The sequence below is a fragment of the Halorubellus sp. JP-L1 genome (assembly GCF_011440375.1).
GTDB lineage: Archaea > Halobacteriota > Halobacteria > Halobacteriales > Natrialbaceae > Halorubellus.
In genome coordinates this window covers 796751-819818 of record NZ_JAAOIR010000001.1, presented here as the reverse complement: position 1 = coordinate 819818, position 23068 = coordinate 796751, and the positions used below count along the sequence as shown (strand labels likewise).

Below are 23068 nucleotides of genomic sequence, written 5' to 3'. Positions count from 1 at the left end.
GCCCGGCGTGGCGAACCACGCGGGCTGAAAGGAGCCCCCCGACCGTGCCGTCTACCTCCCACTCACCGACGTGCACGTAAAACGCCTCCGGTCGAGTGCGGACCTCGGTCGCTTCAGACCGGTTTGCGCGCCTCGATGGTGGCGGAAACCAGGTACTCGCCGAGGTCGCGGTCGGCGTCCCACTCGTCGATGAACTCGGTGCTCTCGGCCTTCGGCGCGATCTCGACGGCCTCGAACCCGGCGCGCTCCAGCATCACCTCGAGTTCGCCGACGGTGGCCGCACCGGCGACGCACCCGGTCACTGAGTCCGGGTCCATCCGGACGTCATCCGGGAACGGCGCAGTCTGGACGACGTCCGAGATGGCGACGCGACCGCCGGGCCGGAGGACGCGGTACGCGTCGTCGAACACGCGCTGCTTCTCGGGCGCGAGGTTGACGACGCAGTTCGAGATGACGACGTCCACGACCGCGTCCGCGATGGGGAGGTGCGAGATCTCGCCGAGGCGGAACTCGACGTTCTCGGCGTCGTTCTTCGCGACGTTCTCCCGGGCTTTCGAGACCATCTCGGGCGTCATGTCGACGCCGACGACCCGTCCGTCGGGGCCGACCTCGTCGGCCGCGAGGAAGCAGTCGAAGCCAGCGCCCGAGCCGAGGTCGAGCACGGTCTCGCCCGCGGACATCGCGGCGAACGCCTTCGGGTTCCCGCAGCCGAGGCCGAGGTCCGCGCCGTCGGCGACCGACGCGACGTCCGCGGCGTCGTACCCGACGCGTTCGCTCCCGGTCGCGTCGCCTCCCGCCGCCTCGGTCCTCGAGTCGTCCGCGTCGCCACCGCTACAGCACCCGCCGTCGCCGGTAGGCTCGACGCCGACGTCGCCACGGCAGTCTCCCGAGTCGGTAGCGATGGATTCGTATCGCTCGCGCACCATTTCGCGTACCGCCTCCGGGTCGCGGTCGGCGACCGACGTCGTCGTCGCGTCGTCGTCAGTCATCGCTCCCTCGGAGGTCGTCGAGCGTGTCCAGTAGGCGGTCGGCGGTCTCGGTCGGCTCGTAGTACCGCCACGACCCCTCCTTCCGACGGGTGACGAGTCCCGCCGAGTAGAGCCGGGAGAGCGCCTGACTGACGGCACTCTGGCTGACTCCCACTGCCGTCTCGAGGTCGCACACGCAGACGCCGTCCTCGACCGACGCGATCCGCCGGAGGAGCTCGTACCGCGTATCGTTCCCCATCGCGGACAGCACCTGGAGGTCCGACGCCAACGCGGCCGGGTCGACGTCGCCGGGCTGGACGCAGCAGGCGTCGGTCTCGTCCGATGGACCGGCCATCGTCCCATCGTTCGTCGCCGCATCGTCCGACTCGACGTCGTCAGTCGCGGGTTCGGCTGCATCATGAACCATATCAACGCTAGATTATACAAGCAATCACTAATACGTTTCGCCGGTGGTCGGCGTCAGGACTCGAATCGAAGAGCGTCGCTGGCGCGTCACCGGGCCCGGCGACTCGCTAGCCGTTCTGCGCGAACGCGAGGAGCGACGCGACGAACACCTGCTGCCAGACGAGCCACGCGCCGGCGACGACCGCGAGACCGCCGAGGCCCGTGAACGCGACCGCATCCCAGTTCGTCACCGCGAGCGCACACGCGAGCGTCTCGGCGAGGCATCCGCGCGCGAACAGTTCCCGAACGAACGCGCCGAGGTAGACGAGTACCGCACCGACTAGGACCGACCCGACGCCCGCGACCGCCTTCGCCGCGAGCTCCGCCCCCGTCGGTGGGTCGGCAAGAACCGCCGCTCGGGCGGCCTCGCGCGACCTCGCTCGCTGCGAGGCCACGGCAGCCGCGAGCGAGAGCAGTGCCGCAGGCGCGACGAAGATGCCGATGGACAACAGTCCGACGACGACGATCGCGGTCAGGGAGAGCGCCCCCAGCCACGCGAGCGGCGGTCGGTTCGTCCACGCGCCCACCGCGCCGACGCCGGCGACGATCACGCTTCCCACGACCCACGCCGCGAAGAACGCGTCCGCGACCGGGCCACTCCAGAGCAAGACGACCGCGGCGACGCTCGCAGCCAGGACGGCGAGTGCGCTCGCCACGCGAGCGAGGGTCGACGCCTCGAAACTCGAACGACTCATACCTGAGCGTTCGAGTGCCGCCGTGTTTACGTCACTCCCCGTCGGCGACGACAGTCGCTGTCGCTCCGAGCGCCGTCGTCGTTCCAGAAACCGCGGTCGTCCCGGACGCAATCGCCGCGAGTCCGGGCTGCGCTCAGATCACGATCGGGACGACGTTCGTGAACATGACGAGCGCGGCGAGTCCGCCCATCACGGCGAACGCGACCGCGAACACGCCGAGGTTCCAGTCCTTCACCGTCTTCCCGTCGAGCGGCCCGAAGGGAATCATGTTGAACCCGGCGAGGAAGGCGTTGATCCAGACGCCGAGGCTCGCGACCGTCCCGGCGACGCCGCCGGTGCCGACGACGAGGAACAGCGCGAAGAACGCGCCAGTGAGGACGAGATTCGTCACGGGGCCCGCGAGAGCGATGAGACCGTTCTCCTTCGGCGTGATCCGGCCGCGGTGGTAGACCGCGCCCGGTGCCGCGAACAGGAACCCGAGCATCGCCGAGAGGATCGCCGCGCCGAGCATCTTGTAGTCCGCGCGGAACTCTGCCGCCTGCCCGAAACGCTGCGCGACGACCTTGTGCGCGAGCTCGTGCAGGAGGAACCCGACGCCCGCGGTCAGCGCGCACATCCCGAGGAACGTCGCGACGACGGACGGGGACTCGAGGAACACCCCGCCGCCGAAGATGAAGATGACGAACGCGACCGAGAGCGCGACCCACGCCGCGCCGAGGTCCCGCAGTTCCGTCGAGGACGTCCTCATACGCCGACCACCCCGCGGACGATGCGGACACCGTTCTCGACGCCCTGCACGAGCAGGTCGAGGACGCCCTGAACGCCGCCGACCTCCGGAGCGAGCGCGGGAAGGACGACGACCGGGAAGAGGACGCTCGCGACGAGACTCCCGACGTTCGCCGCCGCGACCACCATGATCAGGCGGAACAGCGGCACGTCGAACATCCGCCCGATCACGTCGCGTAGCGGCGACTCGTGGTCGTTCAGGATCTCGTTGAGCGTCCCGATGTCCGAGACGTTCACTGGCTGCTGCTTCAGTTCGACGTACCCCGCGAACCAGCCGGGCGCGAGCAGGGGGTTGAGGCTCGTCATCCACGCGACCGCGCCCGCGACGCCCGCGCTCCGCCAGTGTCCGCCGGCGAGCTTCGTCAGGACGAACGCGAACGCGCCGTTGAACAGGAACCACGCCGCGAACAACCTGAGGAGGAAGGCGTCGTTCGCGCCGCCGAGGACGAGCAGGCCGAAGAACGCGACGAACCCGAGCGTGAGCAGGTACCCGAACAGCTTCCCGAGCGAGAACCGCGACCCGGACTCGGTGCCGACGAGGTCGTCCATCGGCGGGAGCGACGCCGGGTCGTCGAGGTACGCCTGGATGCCCGCGCGGTGGCCGGCGCCGACGACCGCGACGACGTCGTACCCCTTGTCGCGGAGCGCGACGAGGTTGTGCGCGATGTACGCGTCGCGCTCGTCGATGAGCGCGCTCGCACCGCCGGGGCTGAACTGGCGGAACTCCTCCATCATCACCGTCACCACGTCTGAGTCCGTCATCTGCTCGATGTCGAACTCCTCCATCTCCTCGTCGCTCCCGACGCCGAACGCGTCGAACGCGACGCCGAGCAGGACGCCGACGGCGACGCCGAGCCCGATGCCGACGAAGCCGCCGGCGAGCAGGTTCCGTATCGGGCTGACGAGCACGCCCGCGAGATACGGGTCGAGGACGCCCGTCACCGCGACGGCTGCGCCCACGCCGACGCCGACGGCCGTCGCCGCGAGCAGGCTCGTCCACTCGTCGAAGTGGTCGTCCGTCACGGTGAGTGCGGCGTATCCGACGACGCCCGCGACGAGACCGCCGGAGGCGATCGAGAGCAGGCCGGCGTCTGTGACGACGCCCGCGAGCGGGAGCCCGAACCCGAGTAGCGGCGCGAGGAACACACCGAGGACGAGACCGACCGTGATACCGACCAATCGTGGGTCGGCCGCGCCGAACGCGAGCCCGCTCGCGGTCTGTATCTTCTCGAAGACCGTCATGCGCTTCCAGAACCGCTGGATCGTCGTCTGGATGTCGCGGTCGACGAGCGCCACGCCGAGTCCGTTCGCCTCTGCGGTCTCGACGGCCGCGAGCATGTCCGCACCCGGGTTCACGTCGAAGCGGTCGCCGAGTCGCGCCTGGACGTAACTCAGCATCCAGTACGCGATGAACTGGAAGACGGTGTTCCCGGAGAGGAGGTCCGTCGGGTCGAGGTCGTCGGGCGTCTCTCCGCGCAACTGCCGGTACCGGCCCTCGTCGAGTTCGACGGCGACGACGTCCGGGTGGCGGTCCTCGATGGTCCGCTCGACCTCGTCGACGGACGCTTGCGAGACGTGCGCCGTCCCGAGGACGTGAACGCTCCCCTCGCCGTCGTCGGGTTCCGGGGCCGTCGGCCCGGGCGTCGGCGGCGCGGCTTCAGTCATCACCCCACGCTACCGCGTGACCTCATAAACACGTGTCGGACCGTTCCTCGCCCGCCTTCTCCGGGCGAACGCACGCCGACTGGATACTCTCGACCGCTCGAACGGTCGACGGGCTACCGACCGGATCGTGGGTTCGACGACCCGAACCGATACGGCCCGTGCGTGCGAACTGCCCGCATGGCTCTGCCAGCAGGCGTCCACGACCTCGCCGTTCGCTACGACGACCGCGACCTCGACCTCCATCCCGTCGCCGTGGAGACCGATCACGGCCTCGTCCTCGTCGACGTCGGCCTCCCCGGTGCAGTCCCCCGACTCCGGGAGGCCCTGGACGCGCACGGGTTCGCGCTCTCGGACGTCGAGACCGTCTTCCTCACGCACCACGACGGCGACCACGCCGCCGCGCTCGACGACCTCGAGGCCGAGACGGACGCGTTCGTCGTCACCCATCAGGACGAGGCGTCGTACGTCGACGGCCGCGAGCACCCCGTGAAGACCGACCCCGACGACGACCGGTACCCGCCGGTCTCGGTCGACCTGGAGCTCGTCGGCGACGAAACGTTCGACACCGCCGCCGGCCCGATGCGGGTCGTCGAGACCCCCGGCCACAGCCCCGGGCACTGCTCGCTGTACCTCCCCGAGGCCGGACTCCTCCTCGCGGGCGACGCACTCGTCGCCGACCACGGCGACGGCCGCCTCCACGGTCCGAAACCCCAGTTCACGCCCGACCGGGAACGCGCCCGCGAGTCCGTCGCATCGCTCGCCGACCTCGACGTCGACCAGACGCTGTGCTACCACGGCGGCCTCGTCGACGACGGCACCGACCGCATCGCCGCCATCGCCACCGGCTCGACCTGACGAAGGAACCGGGCGGGATGGATGGCGGTCGCTACTCGGGTGAACGAACGCGAAAAGCGGAGTCGGCCTAGATGCGGCCGACGTTCTCGACGCTGACGGACTCGACGCCCTCGACCTTCTCGAAGCCCTCCTCGACGGCCTCCGTGCCACCCGCGTCGTCGGGCACGATGACGGTCGGGAGGAGCGCCACCAGGCCGAACGCGACGTCGTCGCGCTCGACGCCGTTGATCTTCGCGCCCTCGGGGAGGGAGTCCTCGAGACGCTCCTGGAGGTCGTCCAGGTCGATCTCGGGGTCCTGCGGCATGACCTTGATCTTCGCGGCTACCTTCCCCATCGTTAGGGGCCCTCGAACCCGCAGTCCGGGCACTCGTAGAGGTTGCTCTGTTTCCGGCACTTCGCGCATCGGAAGATCAGGTGCCCGCAGTCGGGACACTTGAAGCGCGCGGCGTTCGTGCCTGCGATGTTGATGCCGCAGGAGACGCACCGGCGCTGCTCCGCTGATTGCGACTCGCTCATACAACACCCTGCGAGTCGTTTGGGTATAACGGTTGTCTTTCTCACCGACTCTTCCAGCATCCGGCGACCGCCAGGTCGCCGGTTCCGCGGGTCGGAATCGACTCCTCTAGCACCCGGCGACCGCCAGGTCGCCGGTTCGGGTGACGAGTCCCGCTGGTGCGGTCAGGGTCCGAACGCGATGGGGAGCGTGAGGACGGCCATGAGGTGGACGCGTTTGACGCCGAGGCGGGTGGGGAGGAGGCCGAGTGCGGTGGCGGTGGCGAAGAGACAGAGGCCGACGACGCCGGCGAAGGTGTAGGCGGCGAGGACGAGTGCGACGAGTGCGAGCGCGACGACGCGAGTGGGGTCGGCGTCGCCGACGACGGCGAGGTAGCGGTCGCCGACGGTGACGACGACGACGGCGCCGGTGACGCCGGCGACGAGGACGGCGCCGAGGAGGACGGGGAGGACGAGCGGGGCGTCGATGGTCTCGTAGGCGACGAGGACGCCGGTGCGTGGGGTGTCGAACGCGAGGAGCGCGAAGACGGCGAAGATGGCGTTGGCGGTGTTGACGCCGGAGACGGTGGCGAGGTAGCCGCGGTCGGTGCCGTTGCCGGGCGCGAGTGCGAGGGCGAGGACGGCGGCGACGCCGCTGGAGACGCCGGGGAGGTAGCCGACGGCGCCGCCGCCTGCGGTGCCGGCGAGTGCGGCGGCGGCGAGCGCGAGCGGCGAGCTCCGGAGGGCGGCGTCGCCCTGTGGTGGGACGCCGTCGCCGGCGAGCGCGTCGAGGAGGACGGGTGCGCCGAACAGGCCACCGAAGAGTGCGGCGAGGACGCTCTCGCCGAGGACGCCACCGACGTCGAGGTCGAGCGCGAGCGCGCCGAACCCCCCGGCCGCGGCCGCGACCATCACGGCGGCCGCGCGGTGGGGCCACGAGCGTTCGGTCGCCGCGAGCGCGAGCGTCGCCACGCAGAGCACGACCGAGAGGTGCGCGTTCAGCACTGGGACGAGCGTCCGCATCGCCTCGGTCACGGGCCAGGCCGCGACGAGCGCGAGCGCGCACGCGCCCAGGCTCCCGAGCGCCGACACCCGCAGCGCCTCGCGGCCGCGGCCCTCGAGAACGAGCCGATGCCCGGGGAGCGCCGTCGCCGCCATCGCCGCGTCCGGCACCCCGAGCGACACCGCCGGCACCACGTCCACGAACGAGTGCGTCACGCCAGCCGCGAGCACCGCCACGCCGACCGCGAGCGAACTCCCCGGCACCGACGGCGCCACGCCCGCCAGCGCGAGCGCGAACGCGTTCGCGTGCACGCCCGGCGTCAACCCCGACACGGACCCCAGACTCACCCCGACCACGACACCCACGGCGACGTCCACGCCCACCATTCCACGGCACTCGCCGCTCCCTCCCTCAAGAACCCACGCACCCACGGCTCACGCGAACCGTCGCCGGTCGACCGGTGTCGTCGCTATCGTGCGAACGCAGTAGCTACCCGGTATCGCGCGAAAGAAAGAACTGAATCTGGTCGTGACCGGCGCGTTCAGCCGAAGAGGTCGCCGAGGCCCTCGCCGCTGGCCTCCTCGTCCTCGTCGTCGTCGGCCGTGTCCGGGACGTCCGACGTCTCCTCGACGTCCTCGTCCTCGTCGTCGCCGCCCTCGTCGGCGGACTCGTCGCCACCCTCCGCGGCCGCGCCGCCCGCTGCGGCGCCACCGGCGGGGACTGCGGCCGCCTCGGCGACGGCCTCGTCGACGTCCACGTCCTCGAGCGCCGCGACGAGCGCCTTGACGCGGGATTCCTCCACGTCGACGCCGGCGGCCTCGAGCACGCCCGTGATGTTGTCTTCGTTGATCTCTTCGCCCGTCTCGTTCAGGATGAGTGCTGCGTAAACGTACTCCATTGTTAGTCTCCGAACATGTCGCCCAGCGCGGCGCCACCGTCCTCCTCGTCGTCGTCGTCGGAGTCCTCGGCGTCCGCCTCGGCGTCGTCTTCTTCAGTAGTCGATTCGTCCTCGGTATCCTCGGCTGGCTCGTCCGCCGCGGCCGCGTCGGCCGCGGGCGCCTCGACGTCCTGGAGGTCCTCCGGCAGCGCCTCCGGGTCGTCGACCTGCGCCGCGAGCGCACGCACCTGCGCGTCCGCCTTCGCGACGAGGTCGTCCGCGAGGTCCGGGCTCTCGATCGCGGCCTGCAGGCCCACGGACTTCGCGTCGCCCGTCGCCTTCGCGAGTAGGGTCGACGCCGTCTGCGCCGTCGGGTAGACGGCGTTGACGGAGAGGTTCCGTGCTCGCGCAGCGGCCGTCGCGACGTCGTCGCGGTACGCGTCGACGTCGATGTCCAGGTCCTCGGGGTCGAACATGACGCCCTCGGAGAACACGGCACGCAGGTCGAGCCCGACTTCCTTGGGCTCGATGCCGAGTTCGCTCAGGACGTTCGCCAGGTCGTCGGAGACCTCCTCCCCGGCCGAGAGGACCGTCGAGTCCTCCGTGACCTGGATGGAGCCCTCCATGATGCGTGCCGCCGCACCGACCTGCTGGAGTTCGCCGACGAACGGACCGGGGTCGACGCCGGTGTCGCCCTCGGGGATGACGACGTCGTTCGGCGCCACTTCGCCCGCGTTGATCGGTGCGGGCGTCTTCGACGCTTCCAGCGTCTTGTAGAGCGCGAACGGGTTGTCGTTCGTCCCGATGAGGCCGACCTGTCCGGCGATGTGCTCGGTCAGTTCCTCGACGCCCTCGTTGACCTCCTCCAACGCACGCACGAGGAGCGTGTTCCGGCTGACGCGGAGTTCCGTGTCCGGCCAGAGGTCCGCGCGCATCGCCTGGAGCTGTCGGCTGGGGATGCCCGCGATGTTGACGACACCGACCGAGTCGTAGGACTCGACGGTCTCGACGAGGTCCGCGACCTCCTCTCGCTTCCACTCGGGGAGGTTCTCCGTCTTCCGCTCCGCTTCGGCGCCGGCGCTCATGCCGGCACCTCCACGCTCGGTCCCATCGTCGTCTTCACGTAGATGGAGTCGATGTTGAGCGGGCCCTTCTCGAGGTTCGCCTCGAGACGGCGGATGATGACGTCGATGTTGTCACCGATGTCCTCGTCCGGCATGTCCTCGGCGCCGACGCGCGTGTGGAACGTGCGGCGGTCGCCGGAACGGAGCTGGACCGTGTTCTTCATTCGTTCGACGGTTTCGACGACGTCGTCGTCCGGACCGAGCGGGGTCGGCATCTTCCCGCGCGGGCCGAGGATCGTCCCGAGGTAGCGACCGACGTCCTGCATCTTCGCCTCTTCGGCGATGAAGAAGTCGGTCTTCCCGGCGAGGTCCTTCGCCGCGTCGTCGTCGTCTCCGAGGTCGGCCAGATCGTCGCCGTCGAGAACGTCGTCGGCGACGTCTTCGGCTCGAAGTCCCGTTTCGCCGTCTGCGATGACGACGATGCGGGTCTCCTGACCTGTGCCGGCCGGCAATACCACTGACTCGTCGATACGCTTCGACGGGTCGTTGAGGTCGAGGTCGCGCAGGTTAATCGCGAGGTCCACCGTCTCCCGGAAGTTCCGGTCGGGCGAATCCTCGAGTGCGCGAGAGACTGCATTCTCTATGTCCTGGTCTGCCATCGTTCACCTCCGTAGTACGCGTCGTGCTCCTACGGGTCAGTGAAACAGGCGAAGCCTGTCTCGCTTGGAACGTGACCCAACGGAGTCTTAAACCCGTCGAAGTACCGGACCCACGGGAGGACGTGACGGGCCCGGACGCCCCCTCTCGTTGGCGACGGCGGTCTCGGCGACTCGAACGCCCAGTGCGTTCTTTACCCCCTGTCGCGTGGTGTGGAGCAGATGCGTCTCCGGACGACCCTCCTGGGGCTGTTACTCGTACTCTCGCTCGTCCTCGGGAGTACGGTCTACGCGGGGTTCGCACTCCACAAGGATGACATCGTCGCGAGCGAGCGCGCGAGCGTGAACGAGACGGCGGCGACGGTCGCGCACGACCTCCACGAGGAGCTGGAGGCGCGCGAACAGGAGGTCCGCATCGGTGCGCAAGACGAACGCCTCGAGGCGCACGGCTCGGATCGACAGTCGACCGCGCTGGCCGGATTCCTGGCGACGTCGTCGTTCGACGGCGCGTCGGTCGTCGCCAGGAACGGGACGGTGATGGCGTTCGACGCGGAGCGAACGAACGCGACGGAGCGCGACCGCGTCCTCGGGTCGAACTTCAGCGACCGCTCGTACGTGCAGGGCGCGCTCGACGGCCGCGTGTACGTGAGCGACCCGATGCGGGCCGAGTCCGGGAACTTCGTCGTCGTCGTGAGCGCGCCAGTCCGGAACGGGACGGCGGTCGTCGGGACGCTGAACGCCGCAATCCACCTGCGGGCGCCGGACGAGGACCAGCAGTCGGTGTTCGCGGACCTCTCGCACCTCGGGGACGTCGGGCAGGCCATCGCGATCCGATCGGGCGGGGAGACCCTCTTCGAGACGGGGCCGGCTCCCGAGCGGTCGTTCCGCGGACAGGATCGCGTCGCGCAGACGAACTGGGTGGTCGCCGTCGAGCAGGACCGGACGGTAGTCGCCGACCGCATCCGGACGGTGTCGCTCGTGCAAGCGGGCGCGCTCCTGGTCGTCCTGTGTTCGGTCGGCGCGGTCGGGTACTGGACGTATCGAACGAACATCGAACAGATCGGGGAGCTGCGTGCGGGACTGACCGCGCTCGAGGCCGGGGACTACGACGCCAGCGTCGAACTGTCGGGGACCGAGGAGTGGGACGAGATCGGCGAGCGCTTCGATCACGTCGGTGCGCGCCTCGAGCAGCGCGAGAGCCAGTTGCGCGTCCTGAATCGCGTCCTCCGACACAACCTCCGGAACGAGATGAACGTCGTCCTCGGGCACAGTCAGTCGATCACGGAGTACGGAGCTGACCCGGAGACGCACGCGCGAGCGATCGAGTCCGCGGCTCGCGAGACGCTCGACATCAGCAACAAGGCGCGGATGATCGAGGACCGCATCCGGGAGGCGACCGAGAGCCGCGAACCGGCGGCGCTGTCGACGGTCGTCTCGGAGGCGATGGCGCTCGCGGACGGCCCGTCGACCGTCGACGTTGCCGTCGACGTGCCCGACGACGTCGTCGTGGCGGACGGCGACGCCATCCGGACGGCGCTCGCGGAGATCGTGGAGAACGCGCGCATCCACAGCGACCATCCCCCGGCCGAGCGCGACGTCGCGGTGCGTGCGTCGGCGTACGACAGTCGCGTCCGCGTGTCCGTCTCGGACAACGGCCCCGGCCTCCCCGCGATCGAGCGCCGACTCCTCGCGGGCGAGCTCGACGCGTCGCCGGTCGACCACGGCGAGGGCCTCGGCCTGTGGATCGCGCGCTGGCTCGTCGATCGCGCGGACGGCGACCTCTCCATCGACGTCACCGACGCCGGCACCACCGTCCACGTCGACGTCCTGACCGTCTACGTCGACGAGTGATCGACTGCGAGCGCGACTCGGCGGGCGTGATCGACTGCGAGCGCGGCTCTCTCGCTGGCTCGACGAAAGTCGTCACTCGCGGGTGCGAAGAGCGGAGTCAGAGAGACCGCGGTCGTCAGGCTTCGGCGTCGACGAACGTGTCGTCGTACTCGCCCGCGTCGATGCGTTCCTTGAACTCGCGGGGGTTCTCGCCCTCGATGGTCACGCCGAGGGACGTGCACGTGCCGACGACCTCCTTCGCGGCCTGTTTGGCGTCGTAGGAAAGCAGGTCGGTGAGCTTCTGCTCGGCGATCTGCTTGACCTGTTCGACGGTGAGGTCGGCGACGAACTCCTCCTGGGGTTTGCCGCTACCGGTATCGAACCCGGCTTCGTCCTTGATGAGTTCGGCGGTCGGCGGGACGCCGACTTCGATACTGAACGAGCCGTCGTCGTCGTAGTCGACGGTGACCGGCACTTCCGTGCCGTCGAAGGCCTCCGTCTGTTCGTTGATCTCGCTGACGACAGCCTGCACGTCCACGGGTGTCGGACCAAGCTCGGGACCGAGCGGCGGGCCAGGGTTGGCCTGTCCACCCGGAACGAGCACTTCGATGGTTCCAGCCATACTCGCAGGAAGTCTCGCACGAGTTTTAACAGTTACCTTTCGACGGCGACCTGTCGGCTCGCCACCACCGGCCGAACGTGGTGCGTGCGAGTTCTCGGCCCGTCCTGCGGCGTGACAGCGTTCCGCAACGGTAACGCTTACCCGGAGTCCGAGTGTAGTTGCGCGTGCATGTCCAAGGAAGTTCACTCCGTCTCCGAGGAAGGGTTCAGTACCACGAACGAGATCCGCGACTTCGAGACGACGATCGACGCGACGGGCGAGGACGCCCCGGACACACTCGAGAGCCTGCTCGCGGCGTACTCCGCGTGCTTCGTGCCGGCGCTGCGCGTCGCCGCCGAGCAGCGCCAGGCCGGCGAACTCGGCCACATCGAGATCGACGTGACGGGCGACCTGAACGAGGACGACAAGCTCGCCGCCGTCTCCTTCGACGTCTCCGTCGAGGGCGACGTCGGCGACAAGGCCGACGCCGTCGTCTCGCGCGCCGAGGAACTGTGCAAGGTCCACGACGCTCTGAAGACGGACCTCTACGCCGACGTTTCGCTCGAGGGCGACGCGTTCTAGACCGGTTCGCGCCTGGTCGACGCACGCATCGACGCGTTCGAACGCGACCGCGGTCGCCGCTATCCGTTCTCTCGGTTGCCGCTCTCAGTTCTCGCGGAGTCTCTGGGCGGAACCCTGATACGGGACGTCTGCGTACTTCGACGCATGACCGAGGAGTGGACCAACAGCGTCGTCGCCGAGCGGATGGCGGTCGACCAGGAGTTCAACGACCGCGTTCGCGCGTCGGAGTTCTCCAGCCAGGAGTGGAGTCTCATCATGAGTGCGACCGAGTACACGATCGACGAACCGTCTGATCCGGCGGCGGCGAGCATCGTCGTCGACCGGGAGGCGACGAACCTCGAGGCGATCATGCCCGAACTCGAGAACATTCAGGAGCAGATGAACGCCCTGGGCGGCGCGGGCGGCGGGCAGTCCGACGTCGGCGGCCAGAAGGGAGGCCTCTTCGACGGCGTGAAGAGCGCCCTCGGGATTGGCGGCGGTGGCTCGAGCGGGACGGACCACGATGCGCGCGCCCAGACCGCGCGCGAACTCGCCGGCGAGTACGGGCGCGAACTCCAGTCGCACCTGGAGTCGAAGGGGCGCTGGGAGGAGATCTGCGCGATCGCCGCCGCTGGAGCCGGTGGCGTCGCGGAGAGCGGGCGCGGCGACGGCGACGCTGACGAAGACTCGATCTGAGGGAGTCGACGGCGACGAAACGCGACCGGCGTTAGAGCTCGTCGAGGATCGCCGTGGCGACGGCCTCCGTACTGGCGCCGCCGCCGAGGTCGGGCGTCCGCGGGCCGTCCGCGAGGACGCCCTCGACGGCGTCCCTAACGCTCGCTGCTTCCCGGTCGTATCCGAGGTGTTCGAGGAGCATCGCGGCCGAGAGCACGGTCGCGCTCGGGTTCGCGATGCCGTCGCCGGCGATGTCCGGCGCGCTGCCGTGGACGGGCTCGAACAGGCCGTTCGCGTGGCCGACGTTCGCACTCGGGAGGAGGCCGAGGCCGCCGACGAGGCCGGCTGCGAGGTCAGAGAGGACGTCGCCGGCGAGGTTCGGACAGATGACGACGCCGTAGTTCTCGGGGCGCTGGACGAGGTGCATCGCGAGCGCGTCCATGAGCGCCTCGTCGAACTCGGCGTCGCGTGCGTCGGCGACGGCGCGCACGTTCTCGAGGAACCGGCCGTCGGTCTCGCGCATCACGTTCGCCTTGTGCGCGACGGTGACGTCGTCGTAGCCGTTCTCGGCGGCGTAGTCGAACCCGAACTCGGCGATGTCCCTCGAGGCGCGGTCGGTGACGACGCGCGTCAGCGTCGACACGCCCTCGGTGATCTCGTCCTCGATGCCGCTGTAGACGCCTTCGGTGTTCTCGCGGACGAACACGAGGTCCGTCTCGGGTTTGAGCGCGTTCGCGCCCGGGTGCGCGCGCGCCGGGCGCACGTTCGCGAACGAGTCCACGGCCTCCCGCAGCGGGAGGACGACGTCCGCGGCGGTGTCGCCGGCGGCGCCGAAGACGGTCGCGTCAGCGTTCGCCACCGTCTCGAAGGTCTCTTCGGGGAGCGCCTCGCCCGTCTCCGCCTTCACCGCGTCGCCGGCGTCGGCGTGCACGAACTCGAAGTCGCCGACGGCGTCGAGGACGTCCACGGCGACCGGCACGACCTCCTGGCCGATGCCGTCGCCGGGAACGACCGCGATGCGTTCCTCGCTCACGCGTCGCCCCCGTCGTTCGCAGTCGCGTCTCGACTCGCGATGCGCTCCCGAGCGTTCGCGACGACCGCGTCGTCGACGTACGGGAGGCTCTCGGCGGTGTCCGCGACCGCGGACGCGTTGCTCGCCATGAGCGCGGTCGTGTCCCAGACGCCCTCGACGAGCGCCTTCCGCTGGGCGTCGTCGACCGTCACGTCCACGGTCGCATCGCCGTACGTCACCGTCTCCGCGGCGACGTCGACGTCGATCTCGCCGTCCGGGTGGTCGTCGACCCAGTCCTGGAGCGCCTCGACGGTCGCCTCGTCGGCGGTCACCGTCGGGATGCCGAGCGCGAGGCAGTTCCCCGCGAAGATCTCCGCGAAGCTCTCGCCGACGAGCGCGTCGATCCCCCACCGCATCAGCGCTTGCGGGGCGTGCTCGCGCGAGGAGCCACAGCCGAAGTTCTTGTTCGTCACCATCACGCTCGCGTCCCGGAACCGGGCCTCGTTCATCGGGTGGTCCTTCTCCTCGTCGTCGTCCGTGAACCGCTGGTCGAAGAACGCGAACTGGCCGAGGCCGTCGAACGTCACGACCTTCAGGAAGCGCGCGGGGATGATCTGGTCGGTGTCGACGTCGTTCCCGCGAACGGGCACGCCGGTACCGGAGACGTGCTCGACAATCTCCGCGGGGCCGTCGTTCCGCGATTCGGCGGCGTCGCCGCCAGCGTCGCGCTGACTCATGCCTCGGTCACCTCCTCGACCGGCGTGGTCTCGACGTCGCGGACGTCAGTGACCTCGCCGTGGATGGCGGCCGCGGCGACCATCTGTGGGTTCATGAGGACGGTCTTGCCGTCCTTGCTCCCCATGCGCCCGACGAAGTTCCGGTTCGAGGAGGACGCACACGCCTCGTCGCCCTCCAGTTGGTCCTCGTTCATGCCGAGGCACATCGAGCAGCCGGCGTTCCGCCACTCGAAGCCGGCGTCGCGGAAGACGTCCGCGAGCCCCGCCTCCTCGGCGGCGCGCTGGACGCGCTGGCTGCCGGGGACGACGAGCGCGCGAACGTCCTCGTCGACTTCGCGACCCTGGACGACGCTCGCGGCTCTGCGGAGGTCCGGCAGGCGCGCGTTCGTGCACGACCCCAGGAACGCGACGTCGACCGGGTAGCCGTCCATGGTGTCGCCGGGTTCGACGCCCATGTGTTCCTGCGCGCTCCGTGCGGTGTCCTGCTTGTCCGCGGGCAGGTCCTCGGGCGCGGGGATGGGTTCGTCGACGCCGACGCCCTGGCCGGGCGTCGTCCCCCACGTCACCATCGGCGCGAGCGCGTCGCCGTCTATCTCGACGACGTCGTCGTACGTCGCGTCGTCGTCGCTCGCGATGGACTTCCAGTACGCCTCGAGTTCCTCGAACCCGTCGCCGCGGTCCGGGACGCGGTCGCGGCCCTCGAGGAACTCGTAGGTCGTCTCGTCGGGGTTCACGTACCCGGCGCGAGCGCCGCCTTCGACGCTCATGTTGCAGATGCTCATCCGGCCTTCCATGCCGAGCGCTTCGACCGCGGACCCGCCGTACTCGTAGACGTACCCGACGCCGCCGTCGGTCCCGAGCTTCCGGATGATCTGGAGGATGACGTCCTTCGCCTCGACGCCGTCGCCGAGGTCGCCCGTGACCTCGATGCGGCGGACGTCCTGCTTCTCCATCGCGATGCAGCCCGTCGCGAGCACGTCCCGGATCTGGCTCGTGCCGATGCCGAACGCGAGCGCGCCGAACGCGCCGTGCGTGCTCGTGTGCGAGTCCCCGCAGACGATCGTCTTCCCGGGCTGCGTGAGGCCCTGCTCCGGGCCGACGACGTGCACGATCCCCTGGTTCCCGGTGTCGGGATGCGAGAACTCGATGCCCGCCTCCGCGACGTTCGCCTCGAGCTCGCGCATCATCGTCTCCGCGGCGTCGTCGTCGAACGGCCGCGACTGGTCCGCCGTCGGCACGATGTGGTCGACGGTCGCGTGCGTCAACTCGGGGTACGCGACCTCCATGTCGCGCTCTTCGAGCATCCCGAACGCCTGCGGGCTCGTCACCTCGTGCACCAGGTGCAGGCCCACGAACAGCTGGTCCTGCCCGGTCGGGAGCGTATCGACGCGGTGGCGCTCCCACACCTCGTCGTACAGCGTCCCCTCGCTCATTCTTCGTCTACCACGTCGGCCGTGTCGCCGACGCGTTCGAACATGCGATTCCCGTGCCCGCCCTCGGGCGCTTCGTGCGATACGTCCTTCATCGGCGTCCCGTCCTCGGGCTCGGCGTCCTCGTCGAACGGCTCGTCGCCGTCCGCTTCGGTGTCGTCGAACGGTTCGTCGTCCGCGTCCGTGGCGTCCGGCTCGTGCTCGTCAGCCGGCTCGTGTTCGTCCGTCGGCTCGTCGGCGGCACCGCGTTCTCCGCCGTCGGCGACGATCGTCACGCCGTGCTCGAACACCGACCCCATGGACTCGTTCGTGTAGGGATTCGTGTGGCTGACTGCGCGCATCTGGGTCGATTCGTCGTCTCTCTCTCGTCGGTTTCGGGTCATGTTGGGGCTCTCTCCGCTCGGTCAGTCGTCCGCTGGCGCCGGATCGTTCTCCTGTTCGTCCGCCTCGTCGCTCCACGAGAACAGCGCGCGGAGCTCCTCGCCGACCTGCTCGATCTCGTGCTCTTCCTCGGCCTGCACGCGCTGCTCGAAGCTCGGCCGACCAGCCTGGTTCTCGAGGATCCACTCGCGAGCGAACTCGCCGTTCTGGACCTCCTCGAGGATCTCCTCCATGTTCTCGCGGACGCCCTCGTCGACGACGCGGTCGCCGCGCGTCAGCCCGCCGTACTCCGCGGTGTAGCTCACGGAGTGCCACATGCCGGCGAGCCCGTCCTCGTACATGAGGTCGACGATGAGCTTCAGTTCGTTCAGTACCTCGAAGTACGCCATCTCGGGGCTGTAGCCGGCGTCGACCATCGTCTCGAACCCCTGCTTGACGAGCGATGTGACGCCCCCGCAGAGCACGGCTTGCTCGCCGAAGAGGTCGGTCTCCGTCTCCTCCTGGAACGTCGTCTCGATGACGCCCGCTCGCGTGCAACCGATCCCCTTCGCGTACGCGAGGCCCTCCTTGGCGGCCTCGCCGGTCGCGTCCTGGTAGACTGCGAGCAGTCCGGGCGTTCCCTCGTCGCGCTCGTAGTTCCGGCGGACGATGTGCCCCGGCGACTTCGGCGCGACGAGCGTCACGTCCACGTACTCCGGCGGCTGGATCTGGTTGTAGTGGATGTTGAACCCGTGCGCGAACTGGAGCGTGTCGCCCTCGGAGAGCGCCGCTTCGATCTCCTCATACACCGCCGGCTGGACGGTGTCCGGGACGAGGATGGAGACGACGTCCGCCTGCTCGGCGGCGTCGTACGGCGTCGCGACCGCCAGCCCGTCGTCCTCGGCGACCGGCCACGAGTCAGAGGACTCGCGGAGGCCGACGACGACGTCGAACCCGCTCTCGTGGAGGTTCAGCGCGTGCGCGTGCCCCTGGCTCCCGTAGCCCAGGACCGCGATCGTCTTCGATTCGAGGTACGATTCGTCTGCGTCGTCGTCGTAGTAAACGTCGGTAGTGAATTCGTCGGTCATGCGTCGTGCGTATCTGCGGTCTCGTTCGATTCGCTGTTCGTCTCGCCGCCGGTGGCCGCGTCGGTCGGTTTGCCACCGTCGGTCGCTGCGTCGGTCGGTTCGCCACCGTCGGTCGCTGCGTCGGTCGGTTCGCCGCCGTCGGTCGCCGCTTCGGCCGCTTCCGTCTGACCGGTCGTCCCGGCGGGCGGCGTGCCAGCGGTCGCGTCCGCACCGCGTGCCTGCGCGGCAGTCCCGGTCCGCGTGATCTCGCGGACGCCGAACTGCGAGAGCGTCTCGATGGCGCCCTCGATCTTCTGGCGCGACCCCGTCACCTCGACGGTCACCGTCTGCCTGGAGGCGTCGACGGTCCGACCGTCGTACATCTCCGCGACCGCCGCGACCTCGCTCGGTGCGCGCGCGTCGACCTTGATGATCGCGAGCTCCCGCCGGACCGCGTCCGGCTCCAGCTCGCGCACCGAGATGACCGGAATCAGCTTCCGCAGTTGCTTCTCGACCTGGTCGATGCCCGGGTCGGGCTCCTCGACGACGACCGTGATCCGCGCACGGTCCGGGTCGTGGGTCGCGCCGACGGTCAGGCTCTCGATGTTGAACTGTCGGCGACTGAAGAGGCTCGACACCTCCGACAGCACGCCGGGTTCGTGCACGACGAGCACGCTGATCACGGCACGCCGCGGTTCGCGCTCCGCCTCGACCTCGGGATCGATGCGGATCCCCTGCGAGTTCCGCTTGCCGTGCGGCCGCGGTCGGTCCTCCGGCTCCGGTCCCGCGAGTCCCTCGCGGGTCGCGTCCGAGCGCGCTCGCGGCGCCACGGCCGCGTCGTGCTCGCCGGGCGAGGGCTGCGCGTCCGCCTCGCCGGTCGTTCGCTGCTCGTCGCTTCCACCAGCCGGATCCCGTCCGTCGGTCGCGTCGTCGCTCATAGCTGGTCCTCCGCCAGCGCGAACTGGCCGTTGTCCCCGCCGCTGGGAACCATCGGGTAGACGTTCTCCGCCGGGTCGACGCGGAAGTCGACGACCGCCGGCCCGTCGTAGTTCACGGACTCCTCGACGGCGTCCGCGACCTCGTCGTACGCCTCGACCGCGATGCCCTTCGCGCCGAACGCCTCCGCGAGCTTCGCGAAGTCCGGGCACCAGCCGTAGTCGCTCGCCGAGTGCCGGCCGTCGAAGAACGCGTCCTGCCACTGACGGACCATCCCGATGTACTCGTTGTTCAGGACCGCGACCGTGACGTCCAGGTTCTCGCGGACCGCGACGGCGAGCTCCTGCATCGTCATCAGGAACGACCCGTCGCCCTCGAACGCGATCACGGCCGCGTCCTCGTTGCCGTCGGCGTCCGCTGCGATGCGCGCGCCGATCGCGGCCGGGAGCCCGTACCCCATCGTCCCGAGGCCGTGACTGGAGACCCAGGTGCGAGGTTCGGTGTACGTCCAGTACTGCGCCGCCCACATCTGGTGCTGGCCGACGCCCGTCGTCACGATGGCGTCGTCGCCGGTCGCGGCGTCGTACGCCTCGACGACGAACTGCGGCTTCACGGGCTCGTCCTCGGGCGCGGCGTACTCCATCGGGTACTCGGACTGCCACTGCTTGCAGGTCGCGCGCCACTTCGTCGCCTTCGGCGCGGACTCCATCGCCGCGTCCAGCTGGTCGAGGACGGTCGCGGCGTCGCCGACGAGCGGGTGATCGGCTTCGATGTTCTTGCTGATCTCCGCCGGGTCGATGTCGACGTGGACGACCTCGGCGTCGGGCGCGAACGTCTCGATGCCGCCCGTGAGTCGGTCGTCGAACCGGCACCCGACCGCGATCAGGCAGTCGGTGTGGGTCAACGCCATGTTCGCGTACCCGGTGCCGTGCATCCCGCCCATCTCGAGGCTCAGCTCGTGGTCCTCGGGGAACGACCCGAGCGCCGGCATCGTCGTCACGACCGGAATCTCGTACTCGGTTGCGAACGCGCGCGCCTCCTCGGTGGCCTCGCCCTTGACGACGCCACCGCCGACGAGGAGCACCGGCTGGTTCGACTCCTCGACCGTACGCGCCGCGTCCGCGACGTCCTCGGCGGGCGCTCGCTCCTGGACGTGGTACGTGTCCGGGAGCGTAGGCGACCCCGGCTCCTGGTCGGTGTCGCCGTTCGTGACGTCCTTCGGGAGGTCGACGAGCGTCGGCCCCGGTCGGCCGCTGCCGGCGAGCGCGAACGCCTCGCCGACGTCGTCGCCGACGCGGTCCGAGCTCGACGCGAACGTGTTGTCCTTCGTGATCGGTGCGGTGACGCCGGTCGTGTCCGTCTCCTGGAACGCGTCGTTCCCGACGAACTCCGTCGGCACCTGCCCCGTCAGCGCGATCATCGGATCGGAGTCCATGTTCGCGTCCGCGATGCCGGTGACGAGGTTCGTCGCCCCCGGCCCGGACGTCGCCAGGCAGACCCCGGGCGTCCCGGAGACGATCCCGTACGCGTCCGCGGCGTGCGCCGCCGCCTGCTCGTGCGCCATCATGTAGTGCGTCATCTCCGAGTCGTACACCGCGTCGTACACGGGCATGATGGCGCCGCCCTGGACGCCGAACAGGTGCTCGACGCCGGCGTTCTCGAGCGACCGGACGACGGACTGCGCGCCCGTCCGGACCGGTGCCGGCGCGTCGGCGTCCTCGGACGACGGTTCGGTCTCGGCCGTCTCCGCGCCCTCGGCCGGCGGTTCCGTCTCGGTCGGCTCGGCGTCCGCGTCGGTGGCGTCAGCGTCGGTCGCGCCCGTCTCCGTGGCGGGCTGCACCGGCTCGCTCACGGCCGACACCTCCGTTCGGGCGTCGTCGCTGTCCGACGAGCCGGTTGGCTCCGTGGTGTGGTTGGCGAACGATACGGCCGATGGTACGTCTGATCTGTCGGGTGTGTTGCGGGCATCTGTCGTCGTGCTGCCGTGCGGACTCGTGGCTGGTGGTCGAACGATACGCGGGGTCGAGGAGGAGAGGTGGTAGGGGCGCTTACGCCCCTACAATACCGATAGTCCGGACGACAGCACCGTCGCTCGTGGCGAGACGCTCGCCCGCGACAGCGACGGTGGACTGCATGTACGTCGCTCTCAGAGCGAGCGAACGTAAAGCCTTTGCGGGGCCTGCAATCGTTACCGCCGATCGCGGCGGGCGGCGTCGCCCACCGGTCGCTGCCGGTGGGGGCTGCCGAACGGACCGCGGCGTTCACGCGCGAACCTCCTCGTCCTCTCGCGCGACGCCGACGTCGATCGCGAACCGCTCGACGTCCTGCATCGTCACGCGCTCGTCGTCCGCACCGCGGTCCTTGACGCGCCGCGTCACGGCCCGCACTTCGTCCTCGGTCGGGTCGAACCCGGCGTCGCGCAAGCGCTCGCGGACGCTGTGCGTCCCCGTGTGCTTGCCCATCACGAGCTCGCGGGTCGCGCCGACCATCTGAGGCGTCATGACGCCCGGCTCGAACGTGTCCGAGTTCTCGATGACGCCGGCGGCGTGGATGCCGGACTCGTGACTGAACGCGTTCGAGCCGACGACCGGCTTGTTCCCGGGGACGTCGATCCCGGACTTCGCCTCCACGAGCTTCGACAGCTTCGTGATGCCGGTCGTGTCGATCCCGGTGTCGACCTGGTACAGGGACTCGATCGCCATCACGAACTCCTCGTAGGCGGCGTTCCCGGCGCGCTCTCCGATGGAGTTCACGCTCACCTGCGCCTGGTCCGCGCCCGCCTCGATCCCGGCGATGGCGTTCGCGGTCGCCAGCCCGAAGTCGTCGTGCGTGTGCACGTCGATGCGCGCGGTCGTGTGCGCGTCGACGACCTCGATGAGGTCACCGAACCGCGAGGGCGTGGCGACCCCGCACGTGTCGGGGATGTTGATCCAGTCGACGCCGACGTCGGTGACGGCCTCGATCATCTCGATCAGGTAGTCCTCGTCGGTCCTGGTCGCGTCCATCGGCGAGAACATCACGCTCGTGCCGGTCTCGGCGACGCGCTCGACCGCCTCGATCGAGCGCTGCTTGACGTCCTCGCGCGTCGAATGCATCGAATCCTCGATCTGGACGTCGCTCGTGCTCGCGAACACGTGGACGATGTCCACGCCGGCGTCCAGTGCGGCCTCGACGTCCTCGTCGACGACTCTCGCCAGCCCACAGGTCTCTGCGGTGGTCGCGTTGGCGATGTCGCGGACGGCCTCGAACTCCGCGTCGGAGTTCACGGGGAACCCGGCCTCGATGACGTGGGTGCCCATCTCGTCGAGCGCCGCTGCTATCTCGCGCTTGTCCTGGTAACTGAAGGAGGTCCGCGGACTCTGTTCACCGTCGCGCAGCGTCGTGTCGAAGACGCGCGCGGCGTCGATCTCAGTCGTAGCGTCCAAAGTGCCCTTGAAGAACTCGATCGCCCTGACTGGTGTCAGAGCGGGACGTGTCGTTGGATGACATCGTACTCCCTCCCAGGGGGAAGGTGGTATTAAAGCGTTCCGCCCAGACAGTTCTTGCCGCCCCCACCCTTGCTCCCGTCCATGGACGGCGCTTGAGAAAACCGCCGGACGGCAGCGTATACATATGCCTTATATCTCCTTGGTCGCTACCGTGTGGTACGACTTCAGACCACGTCCGAACGATCGTGACGTACTTTCCTGCACTCGTCCGCTCTGACAACGAACCGTCGACGAGTTCGCGCGCACCTCGCGGGGCCGGCCGAGCGTCCCCGGTGACCTCCCCGTCGAGGCACGGAACAATGCTTGGTCGACCGTTAAGAGGCAGGCGGCCGTACGTTCGCGCATGGCAGATCAGGAAGTCGTTCGACTCCTCAAGAAGGCGTACCAGGACGAGATCGAGACCGTGATGAACTATCAGACGAACGCGATCGTCCTCGACGGCGTGCGCGCCGAGGAGATCAAGGAGAGCCTCCAGACGGACGTCCAGGAGGAGCTCGGGCACTCCCGGCAGCTCGGCGAGCGCCTGAAGCAACTCGACGAGGCGCCGCCGGGGAGCGCGGAGTTCGAGTCGACACAGGATAGCCTCCAGCCGCCGGAGGACTCGACGAACGTCATCCAGGTCATCGAGGGCGTGCTCGAGGCCGAGGAGGACGCCATCTCGACGTACCGCGCGCTCGTCGACGCCGCCGAGGAGAACGACGATCCCGTCACCGAGGACCTCGCCGTCACGATCCTCGCGGACGAGGAGGCCCACCGGAGCGAGTTCCGCGGGTTCCGCAAGGAGTACAAGCAGGACTGACTCGCACACCGTCACCGAGTGACAAGCCAGGGACACGACTATATTG

The 23068-nt window shown here is 69.4% G+C and carries 24 protein-coding genes and 1 pseudogene; 5 read left to right on the top strand and 20 right to left on the bottom strand.

Translation table 11 applies throughout. The annotated features are described in order from the left end of the window. Positions 1–113: 113 nt before the first annotated feature. From arsM to G9C85_RS04175, 5 genes are all read right to left on the bottom strand, one after another. The gene (gene arsM / locus G9C85_RS04195; RefSeq protein WP_166037208.1) at positions 114–989 is read right to left on the bottom strand and encodes an arsenite methyltransferase; all 876 of its coding nucleotides are present in this window, start codon (positions 987–989) and stop codon (positions 114–116) included. Beyond that, positions 982–1323, bottom strand: coding sequence for a metalloregulator ArsR/SmtB family transcription factor (locus G9C85_RS04190; protein ID WP_166038939.1), 342 nt, complete (start codon positions 1321–1323; stop codon positions 982–984). Before G9C85_RS04190 ends, arsM begins: the two co-directional genes overlap by 8 nt. Positions 1324–1501: 178 nt before the next feature. Then, the gene (locus tag G9C85_RS04185) at positions 1502–2128 is read right to left on the bottom strand and encodes a hypothetical protein (protein WP_166037205.1); all 627 of its coding nucleotides are present in this window, start codon (positions 2126–2128) and stop codon (positions 1502–1504) included. 133 nt (positions 2129–2261) lie between these two features. Next, complete coding sequence (locus G9C85_RS04180) at positions 2262–2876, bottom strand: metalloprotease (protein ID WP_166037203.1); 615 nt, start codon at positions 2874–2876, stop codon at positions 2262–2264. Next, a complete protein-coding gene (locus G9C85_RS04175) occupies positions 2873–4579 on the bottom strand; it encodes a TraB/GumN family protein (protein WP_166037201.1) in 1707 nt (568 codons plus the stop codon). The genes G9C85_RS04180 and G9C85_RS04175 overlap by 4 nt, the downstream gene beginning before the upstream one ends. 177 nt (positions 4580–4756) lie before the next feature. Here G9C85_RS04175 and G9C85_RS04170 point away from each other — a divergent pair, with 177 nt between their 5' ends. Then, positions 4757–5434, top strand: a complete 678-nt coding sequence (locus G9C85_RS04170; protein ID WP_166037199.1) for an MBL fold metallo-hydrolase — start codon at positions 4757–4759, stop codon at positions 5432–5434. Positions 5435–5501: 67 nt separating this feature from the next. On the opposite strand, the gene G9C85_RS04165 is transcribed toward G9C85_RS04170, so the two are convergent. The 6 genes from G9C85_RS04165 to G9C85_RS04140 all read right to left on the bottom strand — a co-directional run bounded on the left by G9C85_RS04165 (position 5502) and on the right by G9C85_RS04140 (position 9529). After that, complete coding sequence (locus G9C85_RS04165; protein ID WP_166037196.1) at positions 5502–5768, bottom strand: elongation factor 1-beta; 267 nt, start codon at positions 5766–5768, stop codon at positions 5502–5504. Between the two features lie 2 nt (positions 5769–5770). Beyond that, positions 5771–5950, bottom strand: coding sequence for an HVO_2753 family zinc finger protein (locus G9C85_RS04160; RefSeq protein WP_166037194.1), 180 nt, complete (start codon positions 5948–5950; stop codon positions 5771–5773). A gap of 162 nt (positions 5951–6112) precedes the next feature. Next, entirely contained in the window at positions 6113–7315 is a 1203-nt protein-coding gene (locus G9C85_RS04155) for a tripartite tricarboxylate transporter permease (RefSeq protein WP_166037192.1), read from the bottom strand. Positions 7316–7470: 155 nt separating this feature from the next. After that, a complete protein-coding gene (gene rpl12p / locus G9C85_RS04150) occupies positions 7471–7827 on the bottom strand; it encodes a 50S ribosomal protein P1 (protein WP_166037191.1) in 357 nt (118 codons plus the stop codon). Positions 7828–7829: 2 nt separating this feature from the next. Then, positions 7830–8891, bottom strand: coding sequence for a 50S ribosomal protein L10 (locus G9C85_RS04145; RefSeq protein WP_166037189.1), 1062 nt, complete (start codon positions 8889–8891; stop codon positions 7830–7832). Continuing rightward, entirely contained in the window at positions 8888–9529 is a 642-nt protein-coding gene (locus G9C85_RS04140) for a 50S ribosomal protein L1 (protein ID WP_166037187.1), read from the bottom strand. The genes G9C85_RS04145 and G9C85_RS04140 overlap by 4 nt, the downstream gene beginning before the upstream one ends. Before the next feature lie 219 nt (positions 9530–9748). Between G9C85_RS04140 and G9C85_RS04135 the strand changes: the two genes are divergently transcribed. After that, on the top strand, positions 9749–11377 hold the full coding sequence (locus G9C85_RS04135; RefSeq protein WP_166037185.1) for a sensor histidine kinase: 1629 nt from the start codon (positions 9749–9751) through the stop codon (positions 11375–11377). A 115-nt stretch (positions 11378–11492) separates the two neighbouring features. Here G9C85_RS04135 and G9C85_RS04130 read toward each other — a convergent pair whose 3' ends face one another. After that, positions 11493–11978 (bottom strand): 50S ribosomal protein L11, encoded by a 486-nt coding sequence (locus G9C85_RS04130; protein WP_166037183.1) that lies wholly within the window; start codon positions 11976–11978, stop codon positions 11493–11495. Positions 11979–12146: 168 nt separating this feature from the next. On the opposite strand from G9C85_RS04130, the gene G9C85_RS04125 reads away from it, so the two are divergent. Continuing rightward, on the top strand, positions 12147–12539 hold the full coding sequence (locus tag G9C85_RS04125) for an OsmC family protein (RefSeq protein WP_166037181.1): 393 nt from the start codon (positions 12147–12149) through the stop codon (positions 12537–12539). A 144-nt stretch (positions 12540–12683) separates the two neighbouring features. After that, positions 12684–13214 carry a DUF5799 family protein gene (locus G9C85_RS04120; protein WP_205254302.1) on the top strand — a complete coding sequence of 177 codons (531 nt, stop codon included), beginning with the start codon at positions 12684–12686 and terminating at the stop codon, positions 13212–13214. A 31-nt stretch (positions 13215–13245) separates the two neighbouring features. On the opposite strand, the gene G9C85_RS04115 is transcribed toward G9C85_RS04120, so the two are convergent. From G9C85_RS04115 to G9C85_RS04080, 8 genes and pseudogenes are all read right to left on the bottom strand, one after another. Then, complete coding sequence (locus tag G9C85_RS04115) at positions 13246–14226, bottom strand: isocitrate/isopropylmalate family dehydrogenase (RefSeq protein WP_166037179.1); 981 nt, start codon at positions 14224–14226, stop codon at positions 13246–13248. Beyond that, positions 14223–14942, bottom strand: coding sequence for a 3-isopropylmalate dehydratase small subunit (gene leuD / locus G9C85_RS04110; protein WP_166037176.1), 720 nt, complete (start codon positions 14940–14942; stop codon positions 14223–14225). The genes G9C85_RS04115 and leuD overlap by 4 nt, the downstream gene beginning before the upstream one ends. Next, on the bottom strand, positions 14939–16375 hold the full coding sequence (leuC, locus tag G9C85_RS04105) for a 3-isopropylmalate dehydratase large subunit (protein WP_166037174.1): 1437 nt from the start codon (positions 16373–16375) through the stop codon (positions 14939–14941). Before leuC ends, leuD begins: the two co-directional genes overlap by 4 nt. Beyond that, positions 16372–16755, bottom strand: coding sequence for a hypothetical protein (locus G9C85_RS04100; protein WP_166037172.1), 384 nt, complete (start codon positions 16753–16755; stop codon positions 16372–16374). The genes leuC and G9C85_RS04100 overlap by 4 nt, the downstream gene beginning before the upstream one ends. A gap of 21 nt (positions 16756–16776) precedes the next feature. After that, the gene (gene ilvC / locus G9C85_RS04095) at positions 16777–17820 is read right to left on the bottom strand and encodes a ketol-acid reductoisomerase (protein WP_166037170.1); all 1044 of its coding nucleotides are present in this window, start codon (positions 17818–17820) and stop codon (positions 16777–16779) included. A gap of 164 nt (positions 17821–17984) precedes the next feature. Then, positions 17985–18737: pseudogene (gene ilvN / locus G9C85_RS18775) on the bottom strand (acetolactate synthase small subunit); the annotation flags it as partial. Continuing rightward, positions 18734–20587 (bottom strand): biosynthetic-type acetolactate synthase large subunit, encoded by a 1854-nt coding sequence (ilvB, locus tag G9C85_RS04085; RefSeq protein ID WP_369680766.1) that lies wholly within the window; start codon positions 20585–20587, stop codon positions 18734–18736. The gene ilvB and the pseudogene ilvN, both read right to left, overlap by 4 nt. 409 nt (positions 20588–20996) lie before the next feature. Then, positions 20997–22199, bottom strand: coding sequence for a LeuA family protein (locus G9C85_RS04080; RefSeq protein WP_166038937.1), 1203 nt, complete (start codon positions 22197–22199; stop codon positions 20997–20999). Positions 22200–22566: 367 nt separating this feature from the next. Between G9C85_RS04080 and G9C85_RS04075 the strand changes: the two genes are divergently transcribed. Beyond that, positions 22567–23022, top strand: coding sequence for a ferritin-like domain-containing protein (locus tag G9C85_RS04075; protein ID WP_166037168.1), 456 nt, complete (start codon positions 22567–22569; stop codon positions 23020–23022). Positions 23023–23068: the final 46 nt, after the last annotated feature.

Bases quoted from the DNA above. Each gene is read 5' to 3' on its own strand.
- G9C85_RS04160 (WP_166037194.1), bottom strand. From the start codon at position 5,950: ATGAGCGAGTCGCAATCAGCGGAGCAGCGCCGGTGCGTCTCCTGCGGC.
- G9C85_RS04155 (WP_166037192.1), bottom strand. From the start codon at position 7,315: ATGGTGGGCGTGGACGTCGCCGTGGGTGTCGTGGTCGGGGTGAGTCTG.
- G9C85_RS04140 (WP_166037187.1), bottom strand. From the start codon at position 9,529: ATGGCAGACCAGGACATAGAGAATGCAGTCTCTCGCGCACTCGAGGAT.
- G9C85_RS04175 (WP_166037201.1), bottom strand. From the start codon at position 4,579: ATGACTGAAGCCGCGCCGCCGACGCCCGGGCCGACGGCCCCGGAACCC.
- G9C85_RS04145 (WP_166037189.1), bottom strand. From the start codon at position 8,891: ATGAGCGCCGGCGCCGAAGCGGAGCGGAAGACGGAGAACCTCCCCGAG.
- G9C85_RS04120 (WP_205254302.1), top strand. From the start codon at position 12,684: ATGACCGAGGAGTGGACCAACAGCGTCGTCGCCGAGCGGATGGCGGTC.
- G9C85_RS04165 (WP_166037196.1), bottom strand. From the start codon at position 5,768: ATGGGGAAGGTAGCCGCGAAGATCAAGGTCATGCCGCAGGACCCCGAG.
- G9C85_RS04125 (WP_166037181.1), top strand. From the start codon at position 12,147: ATGTCCAAGGAAGTTCACTCCGTCTCCGAGGAAGGGTTCAGTACCACG.
- G9C85_RS04135 (WP_166037185.1), top strand. From the start codon at position 9,749: ATGCGTCTCCGGACGACCCTCCTGGGGCTGTTACTCGTACTCTCGCTC.
- G9C85_RS04180 (WP_166037203.1), bottom strand. From the start codon at position 2,876: ATGAGGACGTCCTCGACGGAACTGCGGGACCTCGGCGCGGCGTGGGTC.
- G9C85_RS04075 (WP_166037168.1), top strand. From the start codon at position 22,567: ATGGCAGATCAGGAAGTCGTTCGACTCCTCAAGAAGGCGTACCAGGAC.
- leuD (WP_166037176.1), bottom strand. From the start codon at position 14,942: ATGAGTCAGCGCGACGCTGGCGGCGACGCCGCCGAATCGCGGAACGAC.
- G9C85_RS04190 (WP_166038939.1), bottom strand. From the start codon at position 1,323: ATGGCCGGTCCATCGGACGAGACCGACGCCTGCTGCGTCCAGCCCGGC.
- arsM (WP_166037208.1), bottom strand. From the start codon at position 989: ATGACTGACGACGACGCGACGACGACGTCGGTCGCCGACCGCGACCCG.
- G9C85_RS04170 (WP_166037199.1), top strand. From the start codon at position 4,757: ATGGCTCTGCCAGCAGGCGTCCACGACCTCGCCGTTCGCTACGACGAC.
- rpl12p (WP_166037191.1), bottom strand. From the start codon at position 7,827: ATGGAGTACGTTTACGCAGCACTCATCCTGAACGAGACGGGCGAAGAG.
- G9C85_RS04185 (WP_166037205.1), bottom strand. From the start codon at position 2,128: ATGAGTCGTTCGAGTTTCGAGGCGTCGACCCTCGCTCGCGTGGCGAGC.
- leuC (WP_166037174.1), bottom strand. From the start codon at position 16,375: ATGAGCGAGGGGACGCTGTACGACGAGGTGTGGGAGCGCCACCGCGTC.
- G9C85_RS04100 (WP_166037172.1), bottom strand. From the start codon at position 16,755: ATGACCCGAAACCGACGAGAGAGAGACGACGAATCGACCCAGATGCGC.
- G9C85_RS04130 (WP_166037183.1), bottom strand. From the start codon at position 11,978: ATGGCTGGAACCATCGAAGTGCTCGTTCCGGGTGGACAGGCCAACCCT.
- ilvC (WP_166037170.1), bottom strand. From the start codon at position 17,820: ATGACCGACGAATTCACTACCGACGTTTACTACGACGACGACGCAGAC.